The organism is Acidovorax sp. M14 (genome assembly GCF_049331375.1).
Lineage (GTDB): Bacteria > Pseudomonadota > Gammaproteobacteria > Burkholderiales > Burkholderiaceae_C > Acidovorax.
Genome location: NZ_CP186263.1, coordinates 3,678,398 through 3,699,333, shown reverse-complemented (window position 1 = coordinate 3,699,333; position 20,936 = coordinate 3,678,398). Strand labels below are relative to the sequence as shown.

22 protein-coding genes are annotated in these 20,936 nt (G+C 66.2%); 12 read left to right on the top strand and 10 right to left on the bottom strand.

The window, feature by feature from the left end; translation table 11 throughout:
• Nucleotides 1-278: 278 nt before the first annotated feature.
• The 7 genes from ACOYR4_RS17240 (at nucleotide 279) to ACOYR4_RS17210 (ending at nucleotide 8,089) form a co-directional block, all read left to right on the top strand.
• Nucleotides 279-749, top strand: a complete 471-nt coding sequence (locus ACOYR4_RS17240; RefSeq protein WP_116747689.1) for a (2Fe-2S)-binding protein — start codon at nucleotides 279-281, stop codon at nucleotides 747-749.
• A 45-nt stretch (nucleotides 750-794) separates the two neighbouring features.
• A complete protein-coding gene (locus ACOYR4_RS17235) occupies nucleotides 795-3,182 on the top strand; it encodes a xanthine dehydrogenase family protein molybdopterin-binding subunit (protein WP_295939591.1) in 2,388 nt (795 codons plus the stop codon).
• 11 nt (nucleotides 3,183-3,193) lie between these two features.
• A complete protein-coding gene (locus tag ACOYR4_RS17230) occupies nucleotides 3,194-3,985 on the top strand; it encodes an FAD binding domain-containing protein (RefSeq protein WP_209818922.1) in 792 nt (263 codons plus the stop codon).
• Between the two features lie 109 nt (nucleotides 3,986-4,094).
• The gene (locus tag ACOYR4_RS17225; RefSeq protein ID WP_422847440.1) at nucleotides 4,095-5,021 is read left to right on the top strand and encodes an AAA family ATPase; all 927 of its coding nucleotides are present in this window, start codon (nucleotides 4,095-4,097) and stop codon (nucleotides 5,019-5,021) included.
• A gap of 10 nt (nucleotides 5,022-5,031) precedes the next feature.
• Nucleotides 5,032-6,246, top strand: a complete 1,215-nt coding sequence (locus ACOYR4_RS17220) for a vWA domain-containing protein (protein WP_422849683.1) — start codon at nucleotides 5,032-5,034, stop codon at nucleotides 6,244-6,246.
• 107 nt (nucleotides 6,247-6,353) lie between these two features.
• Nucleotides 6,354-6,986, top strand: coding sequence for a CoxG family protein (locus ACOYR4_RS17215; protein ID WP_422847439.1), 633 nt, complete (start codon nucleotides 6,354-6,356; stop codon nucleotides 6,984-6,986).
• Between the two features lie 29 nt (nucleotides 6,987-7,015).
• Nucleotides 7,016-8,089 (top strand): XdhC family protein, encoded by a 1,074-nt coding sequence (locus ACOYR4_RS17210; RefSeq protein ID WP_422847438.1) that lies wholly within the window; start codon nucleotides 7,016-7,018, stop codon nucleotides 8,087-8,089.
• An 18-nt stretch (nucleotides 8,090-8,107) separates the two neighbouring features.
• Here the strand turns inward: ACOYR4_RS17210 and ACOYR4_RS17205 are convergent, their stop codons facing one another.
• From ACOYR4_RS17205 to ACOYR4_RS17185, 5 genes are all read right to left on the bottom strand, one after another.
• Nucleotides 8,108-8,611, bottom strand: a complete 504-nt coding sequence (locus ACOYR4_RS17205) for a low molecular weight protein-tyrosine-phosphatase (RefSeq protein WP_209818930.1) — start codon at nucleotides 8,609-8,611, stop codon at nucleotides 8,108-8,110.
• 18 nt (nucleotides 8,612-8,629) lie between these two features.
• On the bottom strand, nucleotides 8,630-9,319 hold the full coding sequence (locus ACOYR4_RS17200; RefSeq protein ID WP_192419965.1) for a glutathione S-transferase family protein: 690 nt from the start codon (nucleotides 9,317-9,319) through the stop codon (nucleotides 8,630-8,632).
• Nucleotides 9,320-9,403: 84 nt separating this feature from the next.
• Nucleotides 9,404-10,171 (bottom strand): MHYT domain-containing protein, encoded by a 768-nt coding sequence (locus ACOYR4_RS17195; RefSeq protein WP_422847437.1) that lies wholly within the window; start codon nucleotides 10,169-10,171, stop codon nucleotides 9,404-9,406.
• Nucleotides 10,172-10,411: 240 nt separating this feature from the next.
• Nucleotides 10,412-11,146: an Hpt domain-containing response regulator gene (locus tag ACOYR4_RS17190; RefSeq protein ID WP_422847436.1), complete on the bottom strand. Its 735-nt coding sequence runs from the start codon at nucleotides 11,144-11,146 to the stop codon at nucleotides 10,412-10,414.
• Nucleotides 11,143-11,817 (bottom strand): helix-turn-helix domain-containing protein, encoded by a 675-nt coding sequence (locus tag ACOYR4_RS17185; protein ID WP_060985686.1) that lies wholly within the window; start codon nucleotides 11,815-11,817, stop codon nucleotides 11,143-11,145. The genes ACOYR4_RS17190 and ACOYR4_RS17185 overlap by 4 nt, the downstream gene beginning before the upstream one ends.
• Nucleotides 11,818-11,965: 148 nt before the next feature.
• Here ACOYR4_RS17185 and ACOYR4_RS17180 point away from each other — a divergent pair, with 148 nt between their 5' ends.
• From ACOYR4_RS17180 to ACOYR4_RS17165, 4 genes are all read left to right on the top strand, one after another.
• Nucleotides 11,966-12,337, top strand: coding sequence for a response regulator transcription factor (locus ACOYR4_RS17180; protein WP_015015228.1), 372 nt, complete (start codon nucleotides 11,966-11,968; stop codon nucleotides 12,335-12,337).
• Between the two features lie 77 nt (nucleotides 12,338-12,414).
• Nucleotides 12,415-13,110: an HD-GYP domain-containing protein gene (locus ACOYR4_RS17175; protein WP_083871677.1), complete on the top strand. Its 696-nt coding sequence runs from the start codon at nucleotides 12,415-12,417 to the stop codon at nucleotides 13,108-13,110.
• 67 nt (nucleotides 13,111-13,177) lie between these two features.
• The gene (locus tag ACOYR4_RS17170; protein ID WP_422847435.1) at nucleotides 13,178-13,990 is read left to right on the top strand and encodes an ABC transporter substrate-binding protein; all 813 of its coding nucleotides are present in this window, start codon (nucleotides 13,178-13,180) and stop codon (nucleotides 13,988-13,990) included.
• Nucleotide 13,991: 1 nt separating this feature from the next.
• Nucleotides 13,992-16,529, top strand: a complete 2,538-nt coding sequence (locus ACOYR4_RS17165) for a PAS domain S-box protein (protein ID WP_422847434.1) — start codon at nucleotides 13,992-13,994, stop codon at nucleotides 16,527-16,529.
• A 96-nt stretch (nucleotides 16,530-16,625) separates the two neighbouring features.
• Here the strand turns inward: ACOYR4_RS17165 and ACOYR4_RS17160 are convergent, their stop codons facing one another.
• The 5 genes from ACOYR4_RS17160 to ACOYR4_RS17140 form a co-directional block, all read right to left on the bottom strand.
• Nucleotides 16,626-16,796, bottom strand: a complete 171-nt coding sequence (locus ACOYR4_RS17160) for a hypothetical protein (protein ID WP_015015224.1) — start codon at nucleotides 16,794-16,796, stop codon at nucleotides 16,626-16,628.
• A 105-nt stretch (nucleotides 16,797-16,901) separates the two neighbouring features.
• Nucleotides 16,902-17,570: a histidine phosphatase family protein gene (locus tag ACOYR4_RS17155; RefSeq protein ID WP_422849682.1), complete on the bottom strand. Its 669-nt coding sequence runs from the start codon at nucleotides 17,568-17,570 to the stop codon at nucleotides 16,902-16,904.
• Nucleotides 17,548-18,516, bottom strand: a complete 969-nt coding sequence (locus ACOYR4_RS17150; RefSeq protein ID WP_422847433.1) for an MBL fold metallo-hydrolase — start codon at nucleotides 18,514-18,516, stop codon at nucleotides 17,548-17,550. Before ACOYR4_RS17150 ends, ACOYR4_RS17155 begins: the two co-directional genes overlap by 23 nt.
• Before the next feature lie 329 nt (nucleotides 18,517-18,845).
• A complete protein-coding gene (locus ACOYR4_RS17145) occupies nucleotides 18,846-19,214 on the bottom strand; it encodes a hypothetical protein (protein WP_422847432.1) in 369 nt (122 codons plus the stop codon).
• Nucleotides 19,215-19,260: 46 nt separating this feature from the next.
• Nucleotides 19,261-20,013 (bottom strand): IclR family transcriptional regulator, encoded by a 753-nt coding sequence (locus tag ACOYR4_RS17140; RefSeq protein WP_291446599.1) that lies wholly within the window; start codon nucleotides 20,011-20,013, stop codon nucleotides 19,261-19,263.
• A gap of 89 nt (nucleotides 20,014-20,102) precedes the next feature.
• Between ACOYR4_RS17140 and ACOYR4_RS17135 the strand changes: the two genes are divergently transcribed.
• Nucleotides 20,103-20,933 (top strand): SDR family oxidoreductase, encoded by an 831-nt coding sequence (locus ACOYR4_RS17135; protein ID WP_422847431.1) that lies wholly within the window; start codon nucleotides 20,103-20,105, stop codon nucleotides 20,931-20,933.
• Nucleotides 20,934-20,936: the final 3 nt, after the last annotated feature.

The window sequence follows — 20,936 nt, the reverse complement described above, 5'->3', positions numbered from 1 at the left end:
CCAAGGCAGCCAGCATTGGCTGCGCCAGGCGCCTTGCCGTGCATCCCGCCGCAGCCCTGGCGCACCCCCGATTTCCCGGATTCAGTGGACTAGTGTGCATTGCAGCATGTTTCATTTTGAGAATATCCAGCCAGGGGCCCTGGAAATCTAGGGTTGTCCCTAGGGATGGTCGTTGGGGCGCGGCAGAAGATGCGCGAGCGATGAGCGTGACTCTGATCCCCTCCGCGAGGTCGTGAGCGCGCTCCTATCCAGCCAGAACCACTCCAGGAGACAGCCAGATGCAAGTCCAGTTCACGGTCAACGGGCGCGCTGCCAGTGTTGACGTCCCTCCCAATACCCTGCTTGTCCATGCGCTGCGAGAGCACCTGATGCTCACCGGCACCCATGTGGGTTGCGACACCAGCCAGTGCGGGGCGTGTACGGTGCATGTGAACGGCCGGGCCGTCAAATCCTGCGCCATGCTGGCGGTGCAGGCGCAGGGGGCCGAGGTGACGACCATCGAAGGCATGGCGGCTGCTGACGGCACCATGCATCCCATGCAGGCGGCGTTCAAGGAGTGCCATGGCCTGCAGTGCGGCTTCTGCACACCCGGCATGGTGATGAGTGCGGTGGACTTGTGCAAGAACCACCCCAACGCCAGCGAAGGCGAGATCCGCGAGCTGCTCGAAGGCAACATCTGCCGCTGCACCGGCTACCAGAACATCGTGCGCGCAGTGCAGGTCGGCCAGAAGGCCATGGCCGGCGCCTGAGCGCGCCCGCCGTCCCCACGCAGAACAATCCAAGGAGACAAGACCATGGGTGCATCCGACTTTTCCAAGCTGCCGCACATCGGCGAATCGCTCAAGCGCAAGGAAGACTACCGCTTCCTGACCGGCGCGGGCCAGTACACCGACGACGTGGTGCTGGCTGCGCAGAGCCATGCGGTATTCGTGCGCTCGCCGCACGCCCACGCCAAGATCAACAGCATCAACATCGACGCCGCCAAGGCCGCGCCCGGCGTGCTAGGCGTGTTCACCGGCGCCGATGTTGCCGCCGACAACATCAACGGCCTGCCCTGCGGCTGGCTCATCACCAGTACCAACGGCGAGCCCATGAAGGAGCCGCCGCACCCCATCCTGGCCCAGGGCAAGGTGCGCTATGTGGGCGACCACGTGGCCATGGTGGTGGCGCTGACCCAGCAACAGGCGCGCGATGCGGCCGAGCTGGTGGAGGTGGACTACGACGTGCTGCCCGCAGTGGTGAATGTGGCCGACGCCGCATCGGGTGCCGTGGCCGGTGCTGCGCTGCACGACATTGCGCCCGACAACCACTGCTTCAAGTGGGCCATCGGCGACAAGGGCGCCGTGGATGCCGCATTTGCCAACGCGGCGCACGTCACCAAGCTCGACCTGATCAACAACCGCCTGATCCCCAACGCCATGGAACCGCGTGCGGCCATCGGCAGCTACAACCGCGCGAGCGACGAATACACGCTGTATGTCAGCAACCAGAACCCGCACGTCGAGCGCCTGCTGATGACGGCGTTTGTGATGGGCCTGCCCGAGCACAAGGTGCGCGTGATTGCGCCCGACGTGGGCGGTGGCTTCGGCTCCAAGATCTATCTGTACGCCGAGGACGTGTGCCTGACCTGGGCGGCCAAAAAGCTCAACCGCAACATCAAGTGGGTGGCCGACCGCAGCGAGGCGTTCCTCTCCGACGCGCATGGTCGCGACCACGTGAGCCATGCCGAAATGGCGATGGACAAAGACGGCAAGTTCCTGGCCATGCGGGTACACACCCATGCCAACCTGGGCGCGTATCTGAGCACCTTTGCCAGCGCCGTGCCCACCATCCTGTACGCCACGCTGCTCGCAGGCCAGTACACCACACCGCAGGTGTATGTGGAGGTGGATTCGTGGTTCACCAACACCGCGCCCGTGGATGCCTACCGGGGCGCGGGCCGGCCCGAGGCGACCTACCTGCTGGAGCGCTTGGTCACACGTTGCGGCTGGGAAATGGGCCTGGGCCAGGACGAGATCCGCAAGCGCAACTTCATCACCAGCTGGCCCTACCAGACGCCAGTCGCACTGCAGTACGACGTGGGTGACTACCACGCGTGCATGACGCAGGCCCAGCAGCTGGCCGACGTGGCGGGCTTTGCCGCGCGCAAGGCGGCCAGCGAGGCCAAGGGTCTGAGGCGCGGCATTGGCTACAGCAGCTACATCGAGGCCTGCGGCATTGCGCCGTCCAACATCGCAGGTGCTTTGGGCGCACGCGCAGGCCTTTTTGAATGCGGCGAGGTCCGCGTGCACCCCACGGGCAGCGTGACGGTGTTCACCGGCTCGCACAGCCACGGCCAAGGGCATGAGACTACCTTTGCGCAGGTGGTGGCCGCGCGCCTGGGCATTCCGGTGGAGAACGTGGACATCGTGCACGGCGACACGGGCCGTGTGCCGTTCGGCATGGGCACCTATGGCTCGCGCTCCATCAGCGTGGGCGGGGCGGCCATCATGAAGGCGCTGGACAAGATCGAGGCCAAGGCCAAGAAGATTGCCGCGCATTTGATGGAAGCCAGCGACGCCGACATCGACTTCAGCGGCGGCGAATTCACTGTGCGGGGCACGGACAAGAAGATCCCGTTCGGTCAGGTGGCACTTACGGCCTATGTGCCGCACAACTACCCGCTGGACAAGCTGGAACCCGGCCTGAACGAAACCGCGTTCTACGACCCGACCAACTTCACCTTCCCGGCAGGTACCTACATCTGCGAGGTGGAAATCGACCCGCAGACCGGCGTGACGCGCGTGGACAAGTTCACCGCCGTGGACGACTTTGGCACCATCATCAACCCCATGATCGTGGAAGGCCAGGTGCACGGCGGTCTGGTGCAGGGCATTGGTCAGGCGCTGCTGGAGAACTGCGTGTACGACCGCGAAACCGGCCAGCTGCTCACCGGCAGCTTCATGGACTACGCCATGCCGCGCGCTGACGACTTCCCCGAGTTCAAGCTGGGCCATGTGTGCACGCCCTGCACCCACAACCCGCTGGGCACCAAAGGCTGCGGCGAGGCCGGGGCGATCGGCTCGCCACCGGCGGTGATCAATGCTGTGCTGGACGCGCTGCGGCCTCTGGGCGTGAAGGACTTCGACATGCCCGCGTCGCCGCACCGCGTGTGGGAAGCCATTCAGTCCGCCAAGGCATAAGGAGACCAACCATGTACGCATTCACCTTTGAGGCTCCTTCCTCCACCGCTGCGGCCGCGCAGCTCATCGCCCAGGGCGGCAAGCTGCTTGCCGGCGGGCAAAGCCTGCTGCCGTCCATGCGGCTGCGCCTGGCCAACCCCGAAAAGATCGTGGACCTGAACGGCATTGCCGAGCTGGCGGGTATCCGCCGCGAAGGCAACGCGCTGGTCATCGGTGCCATGACGCGCCACATGGACGTGGCGGCCAGCAGTGAGGTCAAGTCGGCCATCCCGGCGCTGGCCGACCTGGCTGCCCACATCGGCGACCGCCAGGTGCGCGCACGGGGCACGCTGGGCGGCTCCGTGGCCAACAACGACCCCGCCGCCTGCTACCCCAGCGCGGTGCTGGGCCTGGGCGCCACGGTCATCACCAACCGCCGCGAGATCCAAGCTGACGACTTCTTCGTGGGCATGTACACCACGGCGCTGGAGGAGGGCGAGATCATTACTGCCATCCGCTTCCCCATCCCTAAGCGTGCCGCGTACATGAAGTTCAAGCAGGCGGCATCGCGCTTCTCGCTGGTGGGGGTGTTTGTGGCGCAGACCGACAGCGGTGTGCGCGTGGCCGTCACCGGTGCGGCCAGCAGCGTGTTCCGCCATGCGGGGCTGGAGGCAGCGCTCAACCAGAGCTTCACGCCGCAGTCGGCGGCCAGCGTCAAGATCGACGCGAGCGACCTGAACGCCGACATCCACGCCAGCGCTGCCTACCGCGCCAACCTCATCAGCGTGCAAACGCAGCGCGCTGTGCAGCAGATGCTGGAATGACATGAGGGCAACCCCACCACCGTGGTGCGGCACCCGGTGGCGGGTTTTTGAGTGAAATGGGCCGCTGGCGCTAGAAGCATATGCGCTGGCAGCTATGAATTGGATAGCAATGAACTCGTTGAACGCCGCGCCGGTTCCGGCTTCTATCGACGCCCTGGTGCAGGCCCTGCAAAGCGTGGGCTATTTTGCCGACCGTCGCCTGGCCACGGCGGTGTTTCTGGCGCTCAGGCTGCAGCGGCCTGTGCTGCTGGAGGGTGAGCCTGGCGTGGGCAAGACGGCGCTGGCCAAGGCCCTCTCGGAAGTGCTGTCGCGCAGCCTGATCCGCCTGCAGTGCTACGACGGCCTGGAGCAGCGCGAGGCGCTGTACGAGTGGAACTACGCCGCTCAGTTGCTGCACATGCGGGCTGCGGAAGGGCAGGGCGGTGCCGACATGGCGCAGGTGGAGCGCGAGGTGTACCAAGACCGCTACCTCATCCGCCGCCCGTTGCTGCAGGCGCTGCAGGCGCCAGCACCGGGCGCCGTGCTGCTGATTGACGAGGTGGACCGCGCCGACGAACCGTTCGAGGCCTTTTTGCTGGAGTACCTGGGCGAGTACCAGGTGAGCATTCCCGAGATCGGCACCGTGCGTGCAACGGCCACGCCCGTCACCATCCTCACCAGCAACCGCACGCGCGATCTGCACGATGCCGTCAAGCGCCGCTGCCTGTACCACTGGCTGGACTACCCCGAGCGCGAGCGTGAGCTGGCCATTGTGCGCGCCCAGGTGCCGGGTGCGAGCGAGGCGCTGGCCCTGCAGGTGGCAGAGTTTGTGGGCCGGCTGCGCAGCCAGCCATTTGCCAACGCCTTCCAGCGCGCACCGGGCATTGCCGAGAGCGTGGAATGGGCCAAGGCGCTGGTCGCGCTGGACACCCTCGTGGTGGACCCCGAGGTGGTGTCCGATACCGCAGGCATCCTGTTCAAGCAGCGCGAGGACGTCGCGGCGCTCACCCGCGACATGGCGGTGCAGTTGCTGCAACCCGCTGATGCCGATGCATGAGAGCCGTCCCATGGCCGAGGGCGCGACGTTCTCTCAACTTGGCGATGCCCGCACCGGCAAGCTGGCCGACAACCTGAGCGGCTTTGGCCGCACGCTGCGCCGCGCTGGCGTGCGGGTGGACGCTGCCCGCATGGCGCTGGCCCAGCAGGCGGTGATGCTGGTGGGCCTGCAGCGCGAGGATTTCAGCGCCGCACTGGAGGCCGTGCTGGTCAGCCGCGAGCAAGACCGCATGGTGTTCCGCGAGCTGTTTGACGCCTACTTTCGCAATCCCAACGTCGCACAGAAGCTGCTGGCACAGATGCTGCCCAGCGCCGAGTCCAAGGCCGAACCCGTCAAACGCCGCCCGCGTGTGAGCGAGGCGCTGGCGCCCGTGCGTGCCGCGCGCAACGCACCGCCCGCGCGCGAAGAAGACAAGATCGAATTCGATGCCGCCATGACGGCCAGCGACCTGCGGCGCCTGCGGCAGGCTGACTTCAACCAGCTATCAGCCAGCGAATACATCCTGGTGGAGCGCCTGGCGCGCGACGTGCCCTTGCCCTTGCCGCACTACGCCGCCCGCCGCACCCGGCCGGGTGCACGCGGCAGCCGTCCGCACTGGCCCGGCGCCATGCACCATGCGGCGCGCAGTGGGGGCGAGGTGCTGCACATCCCCTTGCTGCAGCGCCGCCAGCAACCGCTGCCGTTGTTGGTGCTGGTGGATGTGTCGGGCTCCATGGAGCGCTACGCGCGTTTGCTGCTGGCCTTTTTGCATGCGGCCACCGCACCGCGCCACACCGGCGCCGCTGTGCGCCGTGACGTGTTTGCGTTTGGCACCGGCTTGACCGATCTCACGCCCGCCTTCCGCCTGGCCGACACCGATGCGATGCTGGAGACTGCCAGCCATGCCATCACCGACTTTGCGGGCGGTACCCGCATGGGCGACAGCCTGGGCCAGTTGCGCCTGCAGCATGCGCGGCGCCTGGTAGGGCGGCGCACGCTGGTGCTGCTGATCAGCGACGGGCTGGACACGGGCACGCCCGAGGTGCTGGAGCGCGAACTGGCCTGGCTGCGCCGCCACTGTGGCCGCCTGCTGTGGCTCAACCCCCTGCTGCGCTACGAGGGCTATGCCCCCACGGCGCGTGGTGCGTCGGCCCTGCACCGCCAGGCCCATGGCATGGTGGCCGTGCACAACCTGAGCCACCTGAAGGACCTGGCTGCCAGCCTGGCGAGCGTGCTGCGGCAATGACGGCGCCGTGCTGCAGCGCTGCACGGCATCGCTTCGTACCCAGCCATGCAGCCAACCGATTGAATTCCCACCACATCCACACACATTAAAGACCGAGAGGACCCACCATGGAAATGCAAGCCAGCCGAACCCTTGCCGTCAGCCAGCAACAGGCCTGGGAGGCACTCAACGACCCCGAGGTGCTCAAGCTGTGCATTCCCGGTTGCGACAAGGTCGAGCCCACGGGCGAGAACCAGTATTCGGTGGCCATGGCGCTCAAGATCGGGCCTGTGTCGGCCAAATTTGCGGGCAAGATCACGCTGTCCGACATCGTGCCACCCGAGAGCTACAACATCGCCTTTGACGGCTCCGGCGGCGTGGCAGGCTTTGGCAAGGGCAACGCCCAGGTCAAGCTGGTTCCGCTGCCCGCCGATGCGGCCGGGCAGGCCAGCTGCGAGCTGCACTACACCGTGCACGCCTCGGTGGGCGGCAAGATCGCGCAGCTGGGCCAGCGCCTCATCGACGGCGCTGCCAAGAGCATGGCCGAAGACTTCTTCAAGCGGTTTGACGAGGAGATGCAGCGCCGCTTTCCGCGCGCTGAAGCTGCCCCAGCAGATGCAGCGACCAGTGCCGATGCCATCACCGAGCCAGGCATCGTGGACGGGGGGAGCGCCGCTCAGGGTGCGGGTATCCCTGCGTGGGTGTGGGGTGTTGGCGTGGCGGCCCTCGTATTGCTGGCCTGGTGGTTCAATCGGGGCTGATTGCTCGGGGCAGCGGAAGGAAGTGAGTCATGGAAAATTTGGACGTCGTCGTGCTGCGCACTCTGCATGGCTGGCGGGCCGCAGGGCGCCGCGCGCTGCTGGCCACGGTGGTGCGCACATGGGGCTCATCACCCCGGCCGGTGGGCTCGATCATGGCGCTGTGCGAAGACGGCGCGGTGGTGGGGTCGGTGTCGGGCGGGTGCATTGAAGACGATTTGATCGACCGCCACACCCGCGCCTATGCACAGGCGGGTGCGGCGGCAGACGGTACCGACCACCGCATCCCCAGCGGTCCGCCATCGTTTGTCAAATACGGCGTCAGCGCCGACGAGGCCCACCGCTTTGGCCTGCCCTGCGGTGGCACGCTGGAACTATTGCTGGAGTACGACCCCGATCCCGCGCTGCTGGCCGACTTGATTGCTCAGCTGGCCGCCGGGCGCCTGGTGCAGCGCACCGTGCGCCTGTCCGACGGCGCCGTGACCCTGGCACCCACCCAGGCCCCTGAGGATCTCAAGGTGGATGCGCAGCAGCTCACCAACACCTTCGGCCCCGAGTACCGCATGTTGCTCATCGGAGCGGGGCAGCTCACCGAATACCTGGCCACCATGGCCTTGTTCAACGGCTTTGCCGTGACGGTGTGCGACCCGCGCGAGGAGTACCGGGGCAGCTGGAGCGTGCCCGGCGCCACGGTGGTGAGCGACATGCCCGACGATGTGGTGCTGGCCTTCAAGCCCGACCGCCGCACCTGCGTGGTGGCCCTCACGCACGACCCCAAGCTGGACGACCTGGCGCTGCTGGAGGCGCTGAACACCGAAGCGTTCTACGTGGGCGGCATTGGCTCGCGCCGCAACAACGAGGCGCGGCGGGCCCGCATGATCGAGCACTTTGACCAGACCGAAGCCAGCCTGCAGCGCCTGCGCGGGCCCATTGGCATCTACATCGGCAGCAAGACACCACCCGAGATTGCGGTGAGTGTGATGGCCGAGATTTTGGCCGTGAAGAACGGCGTAACCTTGCCGCGCGATATGGAAGTGGCCCAGGCCAAGAACGACCGGGAGCTGGCTCACAACGACCCGGGCGCCCTGGTGTGCGGCGTGCGGTAGATCGTGTCGTAGCGGTGGTCAGTGCTGCACCGGTGGCACCTGGGCCTGCAGCTGCCGCTGTACGTGCCTGAGCAGTCCTTCGCAGGCGTCTTCCACCAAGTCCAGCACCTCTTCAAACCCCTGGCTGCCGCCGTAGTACGGGTCGGGCACCACCGGGCTGTCGAACTGCAGGCAGAACTCCGTCATGCGCCGCAGCTTGTGCGCGTGTGCGGGTGGGCACAGGTCTTGTGCCAGGGCGAGGTTGTCCCAGTCCATGGCCAGGATCAGGTCGTAACGCGCAAAGTCCGCATCCGTGATCTGCCGGGCCCGCAGGTCCGACAGGTCATAACCGCGCTGCGCCGCGTGGCGCTGGGTGCGGGTGTCGGGCGGCTCGCCGGGGTGGTAGTTGTGCGTGCCGGCTGAGTCCACCACCACGCTGTGCGCCAGGCCGCTGTGGGTGATCTTGTGGCGGAACACACCGTGGGCTGTGGGGCTGCGGCAGATGTTGCCCATGCACACAAACAGGATGGCGTAGCGGGACATAGTGATGGCCGTGTGCGTTCAGGCCTCGATCACCACCGGGCCGCCCTTGGCAATGCCGCGCTGGTAGGCCGGGCGGGCGTGCATGCGCTCCAGGTAGGCCTGCAGGTGCGGGCAGCGGCTTGCGTCGTTGGCGCGGGACATCAGCGCCTCCACCGCAAAGCTCATCTGAAAGTCCGCCATGGTCAGGTGCTCCCCGGCAAACCAGCGGTGGGTGCCCAGGTGCTCTTCAATGAATGCCAGCGCCGTGTCCACGTTGGGGTCGATGAGCTTTTGCTGCACCGTGCCGCACAGGGCGCGCGCAATGGGCTTCACAAAGAACGGCATGGGCTGGGTGGGGATGGTCTTGAACACCAGCTTCATCACCAGCCAGTTCATCAGCGAGCCCTCGGCATAGTGCATCCAGAAGCGGCACTGGCGGTGTTCGGCGGTGCGTGGCGCGGGCTGCAGGTGGGCCAAGTCGCCCCGGGCTTGCTCGCCATAGGTTTCCACCAGGTACTCGATGATCGCACCCGATTCGGCGATCACTTCGTCGCCATCCGTGATGACCGGTGACTTGCCCAGGGGGTGAATGGCCTTGAGCGCCGGTGGGGCCAGCTTGGTGGCCTTGTCGCGCGCGTAGATCTTGAGCTCGTAGGGCACGCCCAGCTCTTCCAACAGCCAGAGAATGCGCTGCGAGCGCGAGGTTTCGAGGTGGTGCAGGGTGATCATGGCCGCCATCTTATTGAAGAGTGGGCCGAATCCACCCTGCCTCGGTCCTTGTTTTTTGCGCGAGCTTTGGCTGATCTGATGGGTTCAGGCGGTGCGGCGCCGCTGCTGCCCGATGGAGCGCTGCATCCACTGCACGTACAGGTCCACAGAAAGCAGCACAGCCATCGCAAAGGCGCAAGCGGCCACGGTGGGCCCCAGACCCAGCGAACTGACCAGCCCGGTGCCCTGCACGGTGGCAAAGCGGTTGGGGGTGGTGCAGATGAACTCGGCCGCGCCCATGCCGGTGTAGTGCATGGCGCACACGGCAGCGGCCATGAGCAGGGCGGCCCCTGCGCGGCTGGCCATGCTGCGGGTGTTGAAGGCCAGCCACAGGGCGGCCGTGCCTGCTGCCACCGCGATGAGCACTGAAAGCGCCACGGCCCGCAGGTCCCAGTTGATGTAGCCGCCAATCTTCATGCCGTACATGCCCAGGTAGTGCATGCCCGCCACACCCAGGCCCAGCAACAACCCGGCGCCCAGAATGCGTGCCAGGTCTCGAGGCGCCTTGGACACGACGCCGAGTGCGGCCGAGGTGCAGACCACGGCAGCCACCAGGGACACCGCGCTTTCGACAATGCCGTAGCTGCTGGCTACATCCAGCCGCAGCGCCACCATGCCCACAAAGTGCATGGACCACACGCCGATCCCACCCAGGGCCACACCCGCCGTGACTGCGGCTGCGCGGTTCAGCGAGCCATCCTGGTAGCGGATGCGCCGCGTGACCATCAGCGCGATCAGCGAACCGATGAACGCCAGTGCGAACGAGGCGGCGACGAGGTGGGGGCGGTATTCGGAGACAACGGTGGAGTCCATGGAGAGCTGCCTATGAGGGGTGAAAGGGGCGTTTCACACCGCTCAGGGAGCAGTTGAAACCAATTGTTTCCATATTAGACCAATTGGTTATTTTTTGCTTTGAATGGTTATTTTGGAGAAAAGTGGTGCCGTCCCCCGATGGGGTGGGTGTTTTCAGGTGGGGGTGGCTGGGTGGAAGATCGCCCGCTGCCGGACCTCTGCAAGGCCACGCGGTGGGCCCGCAGCGCCGCTGGCGCCGGATCAGAGCTGCAGGAGAAACGCCCGCAGCAGGCGCCAATGTTCCAGGCATGCCTCCGGGGCAGGCTGGGCGGCCGCGTTTTCCAGCTGGCGCGCGCGCACGCTCTGGGCTGGGTGGCCGAGGGTGAGCAGCACGGTGGCGAGGCTGTGTGCCAGGCGCCGCAGCGCGGGCCAGTCTTGCGCCGTGCAGGCGGCGTCGCCTTGCCGTATGTCGGCCGGGAACTGCTGCAGGCAGCTGGCGCGGTAGGCCTTGAACAAAAACTCGTCGCCCGCAAAGTGGGTGGCAATGGCCTGCGCCTCATCGTCGGCCGCTTCATCGGCCAGCGTGGTGGTTGCGGCTGGCACGTTGGCAGGGGGCTCGGCCACCAGCGCCAGCGCATCGGTCACACAGGCCTCCAGCTCTGCCACCGACGCGGGCTTGGACACCATGCGCCACACCTTCATGGCCTGCAGTTGCTCACGCACGGGGGGTGTCAGGCCTGCGCTGAACACCGCGACTGGAATCCGGCGGCCGTGCACGGGCTCTTGCAGCAGCCGCTGCACGAGGTCAATGCCGGACTCGCCGGGCAGCATGAGGTCCGTGATGATGAGTTCCACCCCCCCGGCGTGCAGCGCCTGCATGGCGTCCGGAACATTGGCGCAGGTCACCAGCTCGATCGGAAGCTCCTCCAGCGCCATCTGCACAAAGCGTGCGATGGAGCTGTCGTCTTCCACCAGCAGGACCTTGGGCGTGCTCATGCGGGCACCTGGGCCTGTGGAATACAGGCTGCCAGTGCGCTCGGCAGCTCGGCCACCAGCCGGGGTTTGTGAATGACCTTCACGCCCTGCAGGGCGAACGCGTAGGGCTCGCGCTGTTGCTCGTCGAGTGAGGTGACCACGATGAGGTGGCTGCGCGCAAACTGGGGGTGCGAACGCAGCGTGGTGATCAGGGTGGCGCCGTCAATGCCCGGCAGCAGGATGTCCACGATCAGCACCTCGGGCTGTATCTGCCCATACAGCGCCAGACCGGTGATGCCATCGTTGGCCACCTGCAACTGCACACCCGGAAAGTGTTGCTGCACGATGAGGCCGACCAGATTCTGGAAATGGATCGAGTCTTCAATCAGCAGGATCTGCGGCGCGCGCCCTTTGGCGGGGGCCACGGGCGGTGCCAGAGGGGGGCGGCTGGTCACCGGCGTGCCGGCTGCGGGTGCCGGGGCCGCGCCCCCGGCGCCGTGGGCGGTCATCCAGCGTTCCACCGATGCGCGGGAGATACGGCGATGTCCGCCCGGCGTCTTCCAGGCCTCCAGCTCGTTGCGGTCCACCATCAGCTGGACGGACCGTACGGCCATCCCCAGCATCTTGGCGACTTCGAGCGTTGTGTAGTGGTCGGCCATGGCGCGCTCCGCGAGGGAATGGTCAGATTGCATAGATCGCGCATTTTCTCCTAATTTTTTCAAACACGTGTCTTGTATTTGATAAAAATGATTGATATGATTCTATCAATGGCAAAAAAACACCCTGATGTGTGCTTTTTTGTATTTCCAAGCCGACCTCTGCCCCACAAGGGTTCCCGCCATGAAAAAGATCCTCATCGTCGAAGACCACATCGATATCCGCAAGCTGCTCAAGATGACGCTGGAGTTTGATGACTTCGAGATCCACGAAGCCGCCACGGGCGACGCGGGCTGGGTGCTGGCCCAGGAGCTGCAGCCGGACATCGTGCTGCTCGACGTGATGATGCCGGGCACCCTGAACGGCCTGGATGTGTGCCGCCGCATCAAATCGGCCCCGGGCATGCGCCACACCAAGGTGATCATGCTGACGGCCCGGGTGCAGTCGGACGACCGGGCTGCGGGCTTTGCGGCAGGCGCCGACGACTACCTGATGAAGCCCTTCAGCACGCTGCAGGTGCTGGAGACCATCTACCGCATGGAGGCAGCGCAGTGACTTCGCTGCCAGTGCTGGAGCCTGCACCCCAAGCGCCGCCAGACACCCGGTGCTTTGACGAGGCCGCAGCGGCGCAGATGGAGCGTTTTGTGCGTGACTTTGGCCGCATGTACCGGGAGCGCAACGAAGCGCTGCGCGAGGTCACCCGCGCGCACCACGCGGCACTGCTGCACCTGTCGGCCGCCGCAGACCTCAAAGACGATGACACCGGCGTGCACATCGTGCGCATCGGCTATCTGGCCGAGGCCTTGGCCCTCGCGCTGGGGCAGACGGTGGGCTACGCCCGCATGCTGCGCAAGGCTGCGCCCATGCATGACATCGGCAAGATCGGCACCCCGGACAGTGTGCTCAAGAAGCCCGGCAAGCTCACCCCGGAAGAGCGCCAGACCATGAACTGCCATGCCGCCATGGGTGCCGAGATCCTCGGGCGTTCGCAGATTCCCGTCTTTCGCATGGCGGCCGAGGTGGCGCTCACGCACCACGAACGCTACGACGGCCAGGGCTACCCTGCAGGCCTGGCGGGCGATGCCATTCCGCTGTCGGGCCGCATCACGGCCGTGGTGGACTTTTTTGACGCACTGACGATGGACCGGGTGTATCGCCCCGCCTTCACCGTGCCGGTGGCGCTGGAGATGCTGGCAGCCGAGCGTGGGCGCGCGTTTGACCCGGTGATCGTGGACACGTTTTTGGCGCATGCTGCGGCCATTGACGCACTGCGGTGCAAGATCACGCAGGAATGCCCGTCGTTCGATGCACTGATCGATGCGCCCTGACCCTTTTTTGGCCGCTCTGCGGCAGGCCACTGTGGGTACGGTGGTTGGATTGATTCAAGGATTCCCCATGATGATGACGATGATGCAGTGGCTGAAACCGGGGGCACGTGCCATCACCCGCCTGCTGCTGGCGGCGTGCGCCACCAGCGCGCTGGCAGGGCCTGTGGCCGACCGGGTCCAGAGCCAGTCGGTGCTGCGCGTGTGTGTGTGGCCGGACTACTACGGCGTGACCTTTCGCCACCCGCGCACGCAGCAGCTGGGCGGCATCGACATTGACCTGTCGGGCGAGCTGGCGCGCGATCTCAAGGCCCGGGTCGAATACGTGGACTCTTCCTTTCCCACCCTCATTGATGACCTGAACCAGGACCGTTGTGACGTGGCCATGTTTGCCATCGGCATGCTGCCCCAGCGCATGGAGAAGCTGGCTTTCACCCAGCCCTATATGCGCAGCGACATCTACGGCATCACAACCAAGACCAACACGGTCATCAAGCAGTGGGCCGACATCGACAAGCCGGGCGTGCTGGTGGGTGTGCAGGCAGGCACGTTCATGGAGCCCATCATGGCCCAGCGCCTCAAGCAGGCCACGCTGGTGCGCATCCAGTTGCCCGCAACCCGGGAGCGCGAACTGACGGCCGGGCGCATTGACGTGTTCATGACCGACTACCCCTATAGCCGGCGCCTGATGGACAACGCCGACTGGGCCCGACTCATCGAGTCGTCCGAACCTTTTTCGGTGCTGCCCTACGGTTATGCGGTCAAGCGTGGTGATGCTGCATGGCTGGCCACGGTGGAGGCCTTTGTGGCACGCATCAAGGCGGATGGTCGCCTGCAGCGCGCGGCCTCCCAGAACGGCCTGAGCGCCATCGTGGTGCGCTGACATGGCAGCTCTTCAGCCTCTCTCCCGGCGCTGGGCTCGACTGCGCGCGTGGGTGTTGCAGACCAGCCACCTGGTCCTGGTCATCGGGGGGCTGTCGGCATTGGCGGCGTTGGTGGGGGTGGGTGCGTTGGCCGTGAACGACTTTCGCACGGTGCGCATCAGCCACCAGAACCATGCGGCCATGCTGGCCCGGGTGCTGGAAGACCAGGCCACACGCACCATGCAGACGGCCGAGCTGGCTCTGGAGTCACTGGCCACATCGCCCGCCCTCACGGCTGTGGCCTCCGAGCCCCGGCGGATGCAGGACGCCCTGGGCCAGGCACTGGCCGCACTGTCGTTTCTTCGGGGGCTGGCCGTCGTGGACCCAGGTGGACGGGTGATTGCAAGCACATTGCCCGGGGATGCCGAGAGTTTTGTGGACCTGGCCCAGTTGGGCCCGCCGGTGGCGGTGGGGCGGACGGTGCAGGGTGGCCTCACGCCGGGCCGTAGCCTGCAAAGCGTGCGCCTGGGGGGCAAAGCGGTGGCGGCCCCTGCCGGGGTGGCTTTCATCCCTGTGATGCATGGCTACAAGACGGAAGCCGGGCAAGTGCTGGTGCTGGTGGCGTTGGTCAACCCTGATTCACTGTCCAACTTTCAGCACCTCACGCTGGAGTCCGAGATTTTTGATTCGGTGGTGACGGCGTACAACGGCCAGGTGCTGGCGACTTCGGGCGCAGCGGCGGCGCTCGCAGGCGCGCGGGTGAATCACATCCCCGTGTTCAGCCAGTTCTTGCCCCGGCAGGAACATGCCACCTACCTGGGCGCGGGCGTGCTGGGCGAGCGGCAGATCGTCAGCTTTCGAGCCTCGGCCGCCTTGCCGCTCGTGGTGGTGGTGGAGACTTCGTACCAGGCCGTTGTGAAGAGCTGGCTGGCGGATGCCAGAGCGTTGCTCGGCATTGGCCTGGCCCTGGTGGCGCTTGTGCTGGTGTTGACCGTTGCGATATGGCGGGGCATCCGCACCCGTGAGCGGGCGCGGCTGGCCATTGATGCGGCGCAGGCCCGCATTGCCCGTAACGAGCGGGACCTGTCGGTGCTCATGCGCAGCGTGCAGGAGCTGATCTTTCGCACCGATGCCCAGGGCGTGATCACCTATGTGAACGCCCACTGGACCGTCATGACGGGCACTTCCCCCGACCGCGCCATTGGCAAGCGCCTGCACGATCTGGTGGAGCCGCAAAGCCGCAACGAGGTGGTGCGGGCCATCGACCCGCGATCGCCCGATGGCGTGCGGGTGTGCCAGGTGCTGTCCCGCTCTGCGGCGGGCAAAGAGATGACGTTCAAGGTGGCAGTGGTGCCCTTGGTGGCGGCCGGGCGCGTGATCGGTTTCGCAGGCAGTGCGGTGGATGAAACCGAACGCTGGATGGCCCAGCAGCAGCTGCAGGCGCAGATCGCTTTCCAGGACCTGCTGCTGGAGACCAACCCGCTGCCCATTTCTGTGACCGATGCGCAGGACCGCTTTGTGCGCGTGAACAAGGCGTGGGAGGAATACAAGGGCCGCGAGCGCACCACCGTGCTGGGCAAGGCAGTGGCCGAATGCCTGCCCCCTGACGAAGTCAAGGTGCACCAGTCGGCCAACAAGCAGTTGCTGCGTTGGGGCGGACGGACGCTGGTGGAAACACAGGTGCGCCATGGGGACGGATCGCGCCGCGATACGCGCCTGGCCAAGGCGGCCATTGCGGATGAACATGGCCAGGTCACCGGCGTGCTCACCATCCTGATGGATGTGAGCGAGTTCCGCGAGGCCGAGCGCGCCACTCAAGAAGCGCGTGATGCGGCCGAAGAGGCGTCACGTGCCAAGTCGGAGTTCGTGGCCAACATGAGCCACGAGCTGTGCACGCCGCTGCAGTCCATTCTGGGCTTTGCCGAGCTGGGCATGTTGCGTGGCCGCACGCAGCCCAAGTTGGCGGGCATGTTTGAAGACATCCATTCCGCAGGCCAGCGCATGCTCACGCTGGTGAATGACCTGCTGGAGGTCTCCAAGCTGGAGAGTACGGTGGGGACCTTTCACATGGAGCGCATCGACTTGCGCGGTGTTGTGCGCCCCGTGATCCGCGAACTGGAGCCCTTGCTGGAGCGTAGCCATCTGATGATGGACTTGCGCATGCCCGACCTTCCGCTGGTGGCCAAGGCCGACCCGCTGCGCTTTCAGCAGGTGATCCGAAATGTGGTGGCCAACGCCATCAAGTTCTCTCCGCCTGGCAGCACCATCACGCTGGAGGGCTACGCAGACCCCCAGGGCCAGACGCACCTGGTGGTGCGCGACGAAGGCCCAGGCATTCCCCCGTCAGAGTTGCACAGTATTTTTGAGGCCTTTGTGCAGTCCAGCAAAACCAAGGATGGATCGGGCGGCACGGGCCTGGGCCTGGCCATTTGCCGCAAGATCGTCGAGGCCATGGGCGGGCGGATCTTCGCCGAGAACGTTCCCGCCAGCGGCGCCGCGTTCCACATCATTCTCCCCGCCAGAGGCCAGGCGGAAACCATGCCCGCACCGCTGGAATAGGCCGTGGCAATGGCAGTGCAACGCCCACAAAAAAGCCCTCGGAGGAGGGCATTTTTGTAGATGCTGGCGGGACGCCGCAGCGCCCCGGGTAGCCGATCAGCCGCCCTTGCGCGAACGCTTGCCAGGGTTCTTCTTGCTGCGCGTGGCGACACCACGCTCCAGGCTCACGCGCTGGCCGCGGCCGGGGGTGTTCAGCGTCACGCCGGGCAGTGGCTTGGGTTGGGGGGTGCGCTTGCGGTCTGCTTCGGTGACGATCTTGTTGCCCATGATTGGTCTCTGAGAAAGTGGAGAAAAGGGCCATATTAGGCCACAGGTGCAGCGTGGGCCCCAAAACGAGTGGCACCACGCCCTGCAAGGAAAGGGGCCGGAGGTTCAGCCGGGCAGGGCCCATCGCGCCAGAACCTGCGGGGCAGCGCCGCCCTGTTGGCGCAATATGAGAGCCTCGCCAGAGCGCGTGCTGTCCTGCGCCAGGTCGGCCTGTACAAACATGTGGCTCACCCACACTTCAAACCGGCCGCTGCGTGCGGAGGCGGTGGCCAGCGCGTCGCGCAGAGCGCGGAGATGGGCCGCTCCGGTCGTCTCGGGATAGCCCCGGGGCGAGCCCAGCGGCGCCCAGACCTGGGGTGCGCCAAAGGCCAGCGTGGCGGTGTCGATGCACCGGCACCATGGGCTGGACAACACCTTGGCTGGCTGCAACTGCCGCGCCTGAAACCATTCGCCAATGCGGCGCGCCTGGGCCCGGCCTTCGTCGCTCAGGTTGCGCTGGGTGCCGCAGTCGCCCAGACGGAACCCTGGCGGATCGAACGTGCCAGGGGCCAGCGCGTGGCGGAACAGCGCGACCACGCCGCCCTGGCGCAGCAAGGCTTCTGCTCCCGCCTCCTGGGCGGCCCAGCTTTGCAAGGCCGCGATACCCAGGACGCCACCCACGGCGCCCGACGCGCCCCTGCCCAGCAGGGTGCGCCGCGTGAGGCGTGCGCCGTCCGCACCCGCCGTACCCCCGGCAGCGTCGGTGTCTGTATCAGGCCGCAGGCTGAAAGGCATAGCCATTGCCCGATGCCGCCATGCGGCCAAACGCGGGGAACGGGAAGTGGAAGCCACCCAGCATGGCGTTGCTGGCGGTGATGCGGGCAAACACTTCGCGCCGTACCTTGCGGGCTGCCTCGGCATCCATGTCAAAGGTCACGGCCCAGTCGGGGTTGCGCGCGAACAGCGCGGGCACGTTGGTCAGGTCTGCCACATAGAAGAAGTTCTGGCCTGCCGACTTCAGCTCAAACAGCGTGTGGCCAGGTGTGTGGCCATAAGCGGCCACCGACTGGATGCCCGGCGCCACTTCGTTGCCCGCTTCAAACCGCACCAGCGTGTCGGTCGGCATGGTGGCAAAGGTGCGGCGTGCGTTCTCGAACGCGCCCTTCATGCCGGCAGGGGCCGCCGCCATGCGCGCATCGTCCATCCAGAAGGCGTGTTCCGCCGCCGGCACCATCACCTTGGCCTTGGGGAAGGTCCATTCGCCCGCCTTGTTGCGCAGCCCGTTGATGTGGTCGCCATGGAAGTGGCTGATGAGCACGGTGTCGATGTCCGCAGCCTGCATGCCAGCGGCACGCAGGCTGTCGAGCAGCTTGCCAGTGGTGGGGCCGCCAAACTCGCCCAGGCCGGTGTCGATGAGGATCTTGCGCGCCCCTGCCACCACCAGGAACGGGGTGTAGGGCACGTCGATGTAGTCGGTGGGCAGGTTCTGCGATGCGAGCAGCGCACGCACCTCGGCCAGCGGTGCGTTCTTCACGAACTCTTCGCCCAGGGGGCGGCGGGTGATGCCGTCGTTCAGTGCAATCACTTCCACATCGCCCACCTTCATGCGCCTGAAGCCTGGGCTGGGCAGGGTGGGCGTACCAAAGTTGGGTGCGTTCTGAGCCCAGACGGGCACGAACGAGCCTGCAGCGTAAACGGTGGTGGCCAGGCTTGCGCCCAGGAAGTGACGGCGTGACAGCATGAAACTCTCCAGTCTCGGGTTGAACTAATGAGTCGCAACTGTAGCGCCGGACCCCAGAAAGGCGTGGCCTAGGGCACTAACCTGTTTGCAACGTGGGGCTTTTTGTCGCTAATTGGGGATAAGGATGTCCTGCATCACTCCCTGCGGTCTGTGATAGCGCGGCCTCGGGCCATCCGCTGCGTTGTTTTTTTGCCAATAGCTCGGCTATTGGCTGCAAAAAGACGCCTTGCGGCCTGTCCCGATCCGCACTACCACCGACTCGCGAGGGTGATGCAGGACATCCTTAACCCTTTGGTCTGGCTTGGGGAGGCGGGCCGTGAATAGGAGGCTCATTCCATCTCGAAGGCTTCGCGCAACGCGGTGCAGAAGTCGCTGCTGCCGCTGAGGGTCAGGGTCAGCGTGGTGCGTGGCGGCGCGGCACTGCCTGTGGTGGTGTGCAGTTGCCCGGTCGCTTCGTCAAAGGACAAAGTCAGCGGGCTCTGCACTTCTTGCACGCCATGCAGGTCGTAGTGCCAGGTGCCGCCGTCTTCCAGTGGTGTGCAGGCGCCAGGCCAGTGTGCATGCGCCCAGGCCAGCACGGCGGCGATCTCGCTCTGCAAAGCGGGCAGTTGGGCGGGCAACACGCTGGCCATGGCATCCAGGGTGCCGTTGCCATCAGCGTCTTCGCTGTAGTCAAAGTCGAGGTAGTTCAGTGGCATGGTGAGAGCAGGTGGTGAATGCGTCAGGGAGTTGCTGCGTGATGGCTCAAGCCCAGGTCCGGCCCAGCGCCTGTGCGGCTTCTCCCAGCCGGGGTACCAGTTGCAGCGCCCGCGTCAGTGGCATGCGGGCAGAAGGTGCCTGCAGTGCCACGGCGCTGCGCACCTGCCGCCGCCCGCCCGCCATCACGGGCACAGCCACACAGACGAGGCCGTCCACAAACTCCTCGGCATCGGTGGCATAGCCTTGTCGCAGGATCTGCTCCAGCTCGGACTCCAGTGCGGCGCGGTCGGTCAGGGTGGTGGCGGTGTGGCGGGTGAGGGGCAGACCGTCGAGGATGGCGGCCCGGCGTGCGGGCGACAGGTGGGCCAGAAACAGCTTGCCGCTGGCCGAGCAGTGGATGGGCACGCGGGTGCCGGGCCGCAATTCCATGCGCAGCGGAAAGGCTGACTCCACCCGGTCTAGGTAGATCACTTCAGCGCCGCTCAACGCCGTGAGGTTGCAGCTTTCGCCAATGTCGGCCACCAGTTGCCGCAGCACGGCGTGGCGCACCCCATGCTGGGTGCCCGCACTCAATGTGCTTTCTGCCAGGCGCAGCAGGCGTGGCGCGGGGGTGTAGCGCCGCCCGTCGGGCTCGCGTGCCAGTAGGCCGCCTCCTTCCAGCTGGCCCAGCATGCGATGCACGCTGGGCTTGGGCCAGCCGGTGGCCTCGATGGCATCGCCCAGGCTGAAGGGCTGGCCGCGCGCACACATCGTTTCCAGCAGTTCAAACAGGCGCAGACTGGGCGGCGTGTTGGTCATAAATCTCGGAATTCGAGACGAATTCATAAAACATTTCGGGATTATTCAGCATTGTGGCTAAGCTGCAAACCCAACTCACCGGGAGCTTCATGACCGCCTCTTTCCAGAACGTAGTGCTCACTGGCGCCTGTGGCGGGCTGGGCCAGGCGCTGGCGCGCGAGCTGATCGGCCGGGGCGCTGCCGTGGCGCTGGTGGGCCTGAATCGGTCCGTGCTGGAGACCCTGGCCGCGCTGGCGCCAGAGCGCTGCGCCGTCTATACGCCCGATGTGGCAGACACCACCGCCATGCAGGCCATGGCCGCCGACTGGATGGGCCGGCGTTGGACGCCTGACCTCGTCATCGCCAATGCGGGGGTGGCCGGTGGTTTTGACACCGCCCAGGCCGACGACCTGGCCGTGATGCGGCGCATGCTGGAGATCAACCTGCTGGGCGCTGCCACCACTTTCCAGCCGTTTGTTGCAGCCCTGCGCGCCCAGCGGCGAGGTGCGCTGGTGGGTGTGGCCAGCATTGCGGGCTGGCGGGGCATGCCGGGCAACGGTGCGTACTGCGCCAGCAAGGGTGGGCTGATCCGTTACCTGGAGAGTCTGCGTGCCGAGCTGCGCAGCGATTCCATCGTGGTGAGCACGGTCAGCCCCGGCTATCTGCGCACCGTGCTCACCGCAGGCAACCGTTTTGCCATGCCTGGCCTGATGGAGCCCGAGGACGCGGCGCGTGCCCTGCTGGCCGCTGTGGCCCGGGGGCGCACCCACATCGTGTTGCCCGCGCGCATCGGTTGGCTGGCGCGCCTGTTGAACCTGTTGCCCGACGCCCTGCACGACCGGCTGCTGCTGGGCCAGCCACGCAAGCCGCGCGTGGGCGAGGCGGGGGCCACCGCCATTCCGGGGCTGCCCATGCGCGCCGACAAGAACATCGACACCTGAGAG

Coding starts and splice junctions, on each gene's coding strand:
- ACOYR4_RS17240 (WP_116747689.1), top strand. CDS start 279: ATGCAAGTCCAGTTCACGGTCAACGGGCGCGCTGCCAGTGTTGACGTC.
- ACOYR4_RS17235 (WP_295939591.1), top strand. CDS start 795: ATGGGTGCATCCGACTTTTCCAAGCTGCCGCACATCGGCGAATCGCTC.
- ACOYR4_RS17230 (WP_209818922.1), top strand. CDS start 3,194: ATGTACGCATTCACCTTTGAGGCTCCTTCCTCCACCGCTGCGGCCGCG.
- ACOYR4_RS17225 (WP_422847440.1), top strand. CDS start 4,095: ATGAACTCGTTGAACGCCGCGCCGGTTCCGGCTTCTATCGACGCCCTG.
- ACOYR4_RS17220 (WP_422849683.1), top strand. CDS start 5,032: ATGGCCGAGGGCGCGACGTTCTCTCAACTTGGCGATGCCCGCACCGGC.
- ACOYR4_RS17215 (WP_422847439.1), top strand. CDS start 6,354: ATGGAAATGCAAGCCAGCCGAACCCTTGCCGTCAGCCAGCAACAGGCC.
- ACOYR4_RS17210 (WP_422847438.1), top strand. CDS start 7,016: ATGGAAAATTTGGACGTCGTCGTGCTGCGCACTCTGCATGGCTGGCGG.
- ACOYR4_RS17205 (WP_209818930.1), bottom strand. CDS start 8,611: ATGTCCCGCTACGCCATCCTGTTTGTGTGCATGGGCAACATCTGCCGC.
- ACOYR4_RS17200 (WP_192419965.1), bottom strand. CDS start 9,319: ATGATCACCCTGCACCACCTCGAAACCTCGCGCTCGCAGCGCATTCTC.
- ACOYR4_RS17195 (WP_422847437.1), bottom strand. CDS start 10,171: ATGGACTCCACCGTTGTCTCCGAATACCGCCCCCACCTCGTCGCCGCC.
- ACOYR4_RS17190 (WP_422847436.1), bottom strand. CDS start 11,146: ATGAGCACGCCCAAGGTCCTGCTGGTGGAAGACGACAGCTCCATCGCA.
- ACOYR4_RS17185 (WP_060985686.1), bottom strand. CDS start 11,817: ATGCAATCTGACCATTCCCTCGCGGAGCGCGCCATGGCCGACCACTAC.
- ACOYR4_RS17180 (WP_015015228.1), top strand. CDS start 11,966: ATGAAAAAGATCCTCATCGTCGAAGACCACATCGATATCCGCAAGCTG.
- ACOYR4_RS17175 (WP_083871677.1), top strand. CDS start 12,415: ATGGAGCGTTTTGTGCGTGACTTTGGCCGCATGTACCGGGAGCGCAAC.
- ACOYR4_RS17170 (WP_422847435.1), top strand. CDS start 13,178: ATGATGATGACGATGATGCAGTGGCTGAAACCGGGGGCACGTGCCATC.
- ACOYR4_RS17165 (WP_422847434.1), top strand. CDS start 13,992: ATGGCAGCTCTTCAGCCTCTCTCCCGGCGCTGGGCTCGACTGCGCGCG.
- ACOYR4_RS17160 (WP_015015224.1), bottom strand. CDS start 16,796: ATGGGCAACAAGATCGTCACCGAAGCAGACCGCAAGCGCACCCCCCAA.
- ACOYR4_RS17155 (WP_422849682.1), bottom strand. CDS start 17,570: ATGCCTTTCAGCCTGCGGCCTGATACAGACACCGACGCTGCCGGGGGT.
- ACOYR4_RS17150 (WP_422847433.1), bottom strand. CDS start 18,516: ATGCTGTCACGCCGTCACTTCCTGGGCGCAAGCCTGGCCACCACCGTT.
- ACOYR4_RS17145 (WP_422847432.1), bottom strand. CDS start 19,214: ATGCCACTGAACTACCTCGACTTTGACTACAGCGAAGACGCTGATGGC.
- ACOYR4_RS17140 (WP_291446599.1), bottom strand. CDS start 20,013: ATGACCAACACGCCGCCCAGTCTGCGCCTGTTTGAACTGCTGGAAACG.
- ACOYR4_RS17135 (WP_422847431.1), top strand. CDS start 20,103: ATGACCGCCTCTTTCCAGAACGTAGTGCTCACTGGCGCCTGTGGCGGG.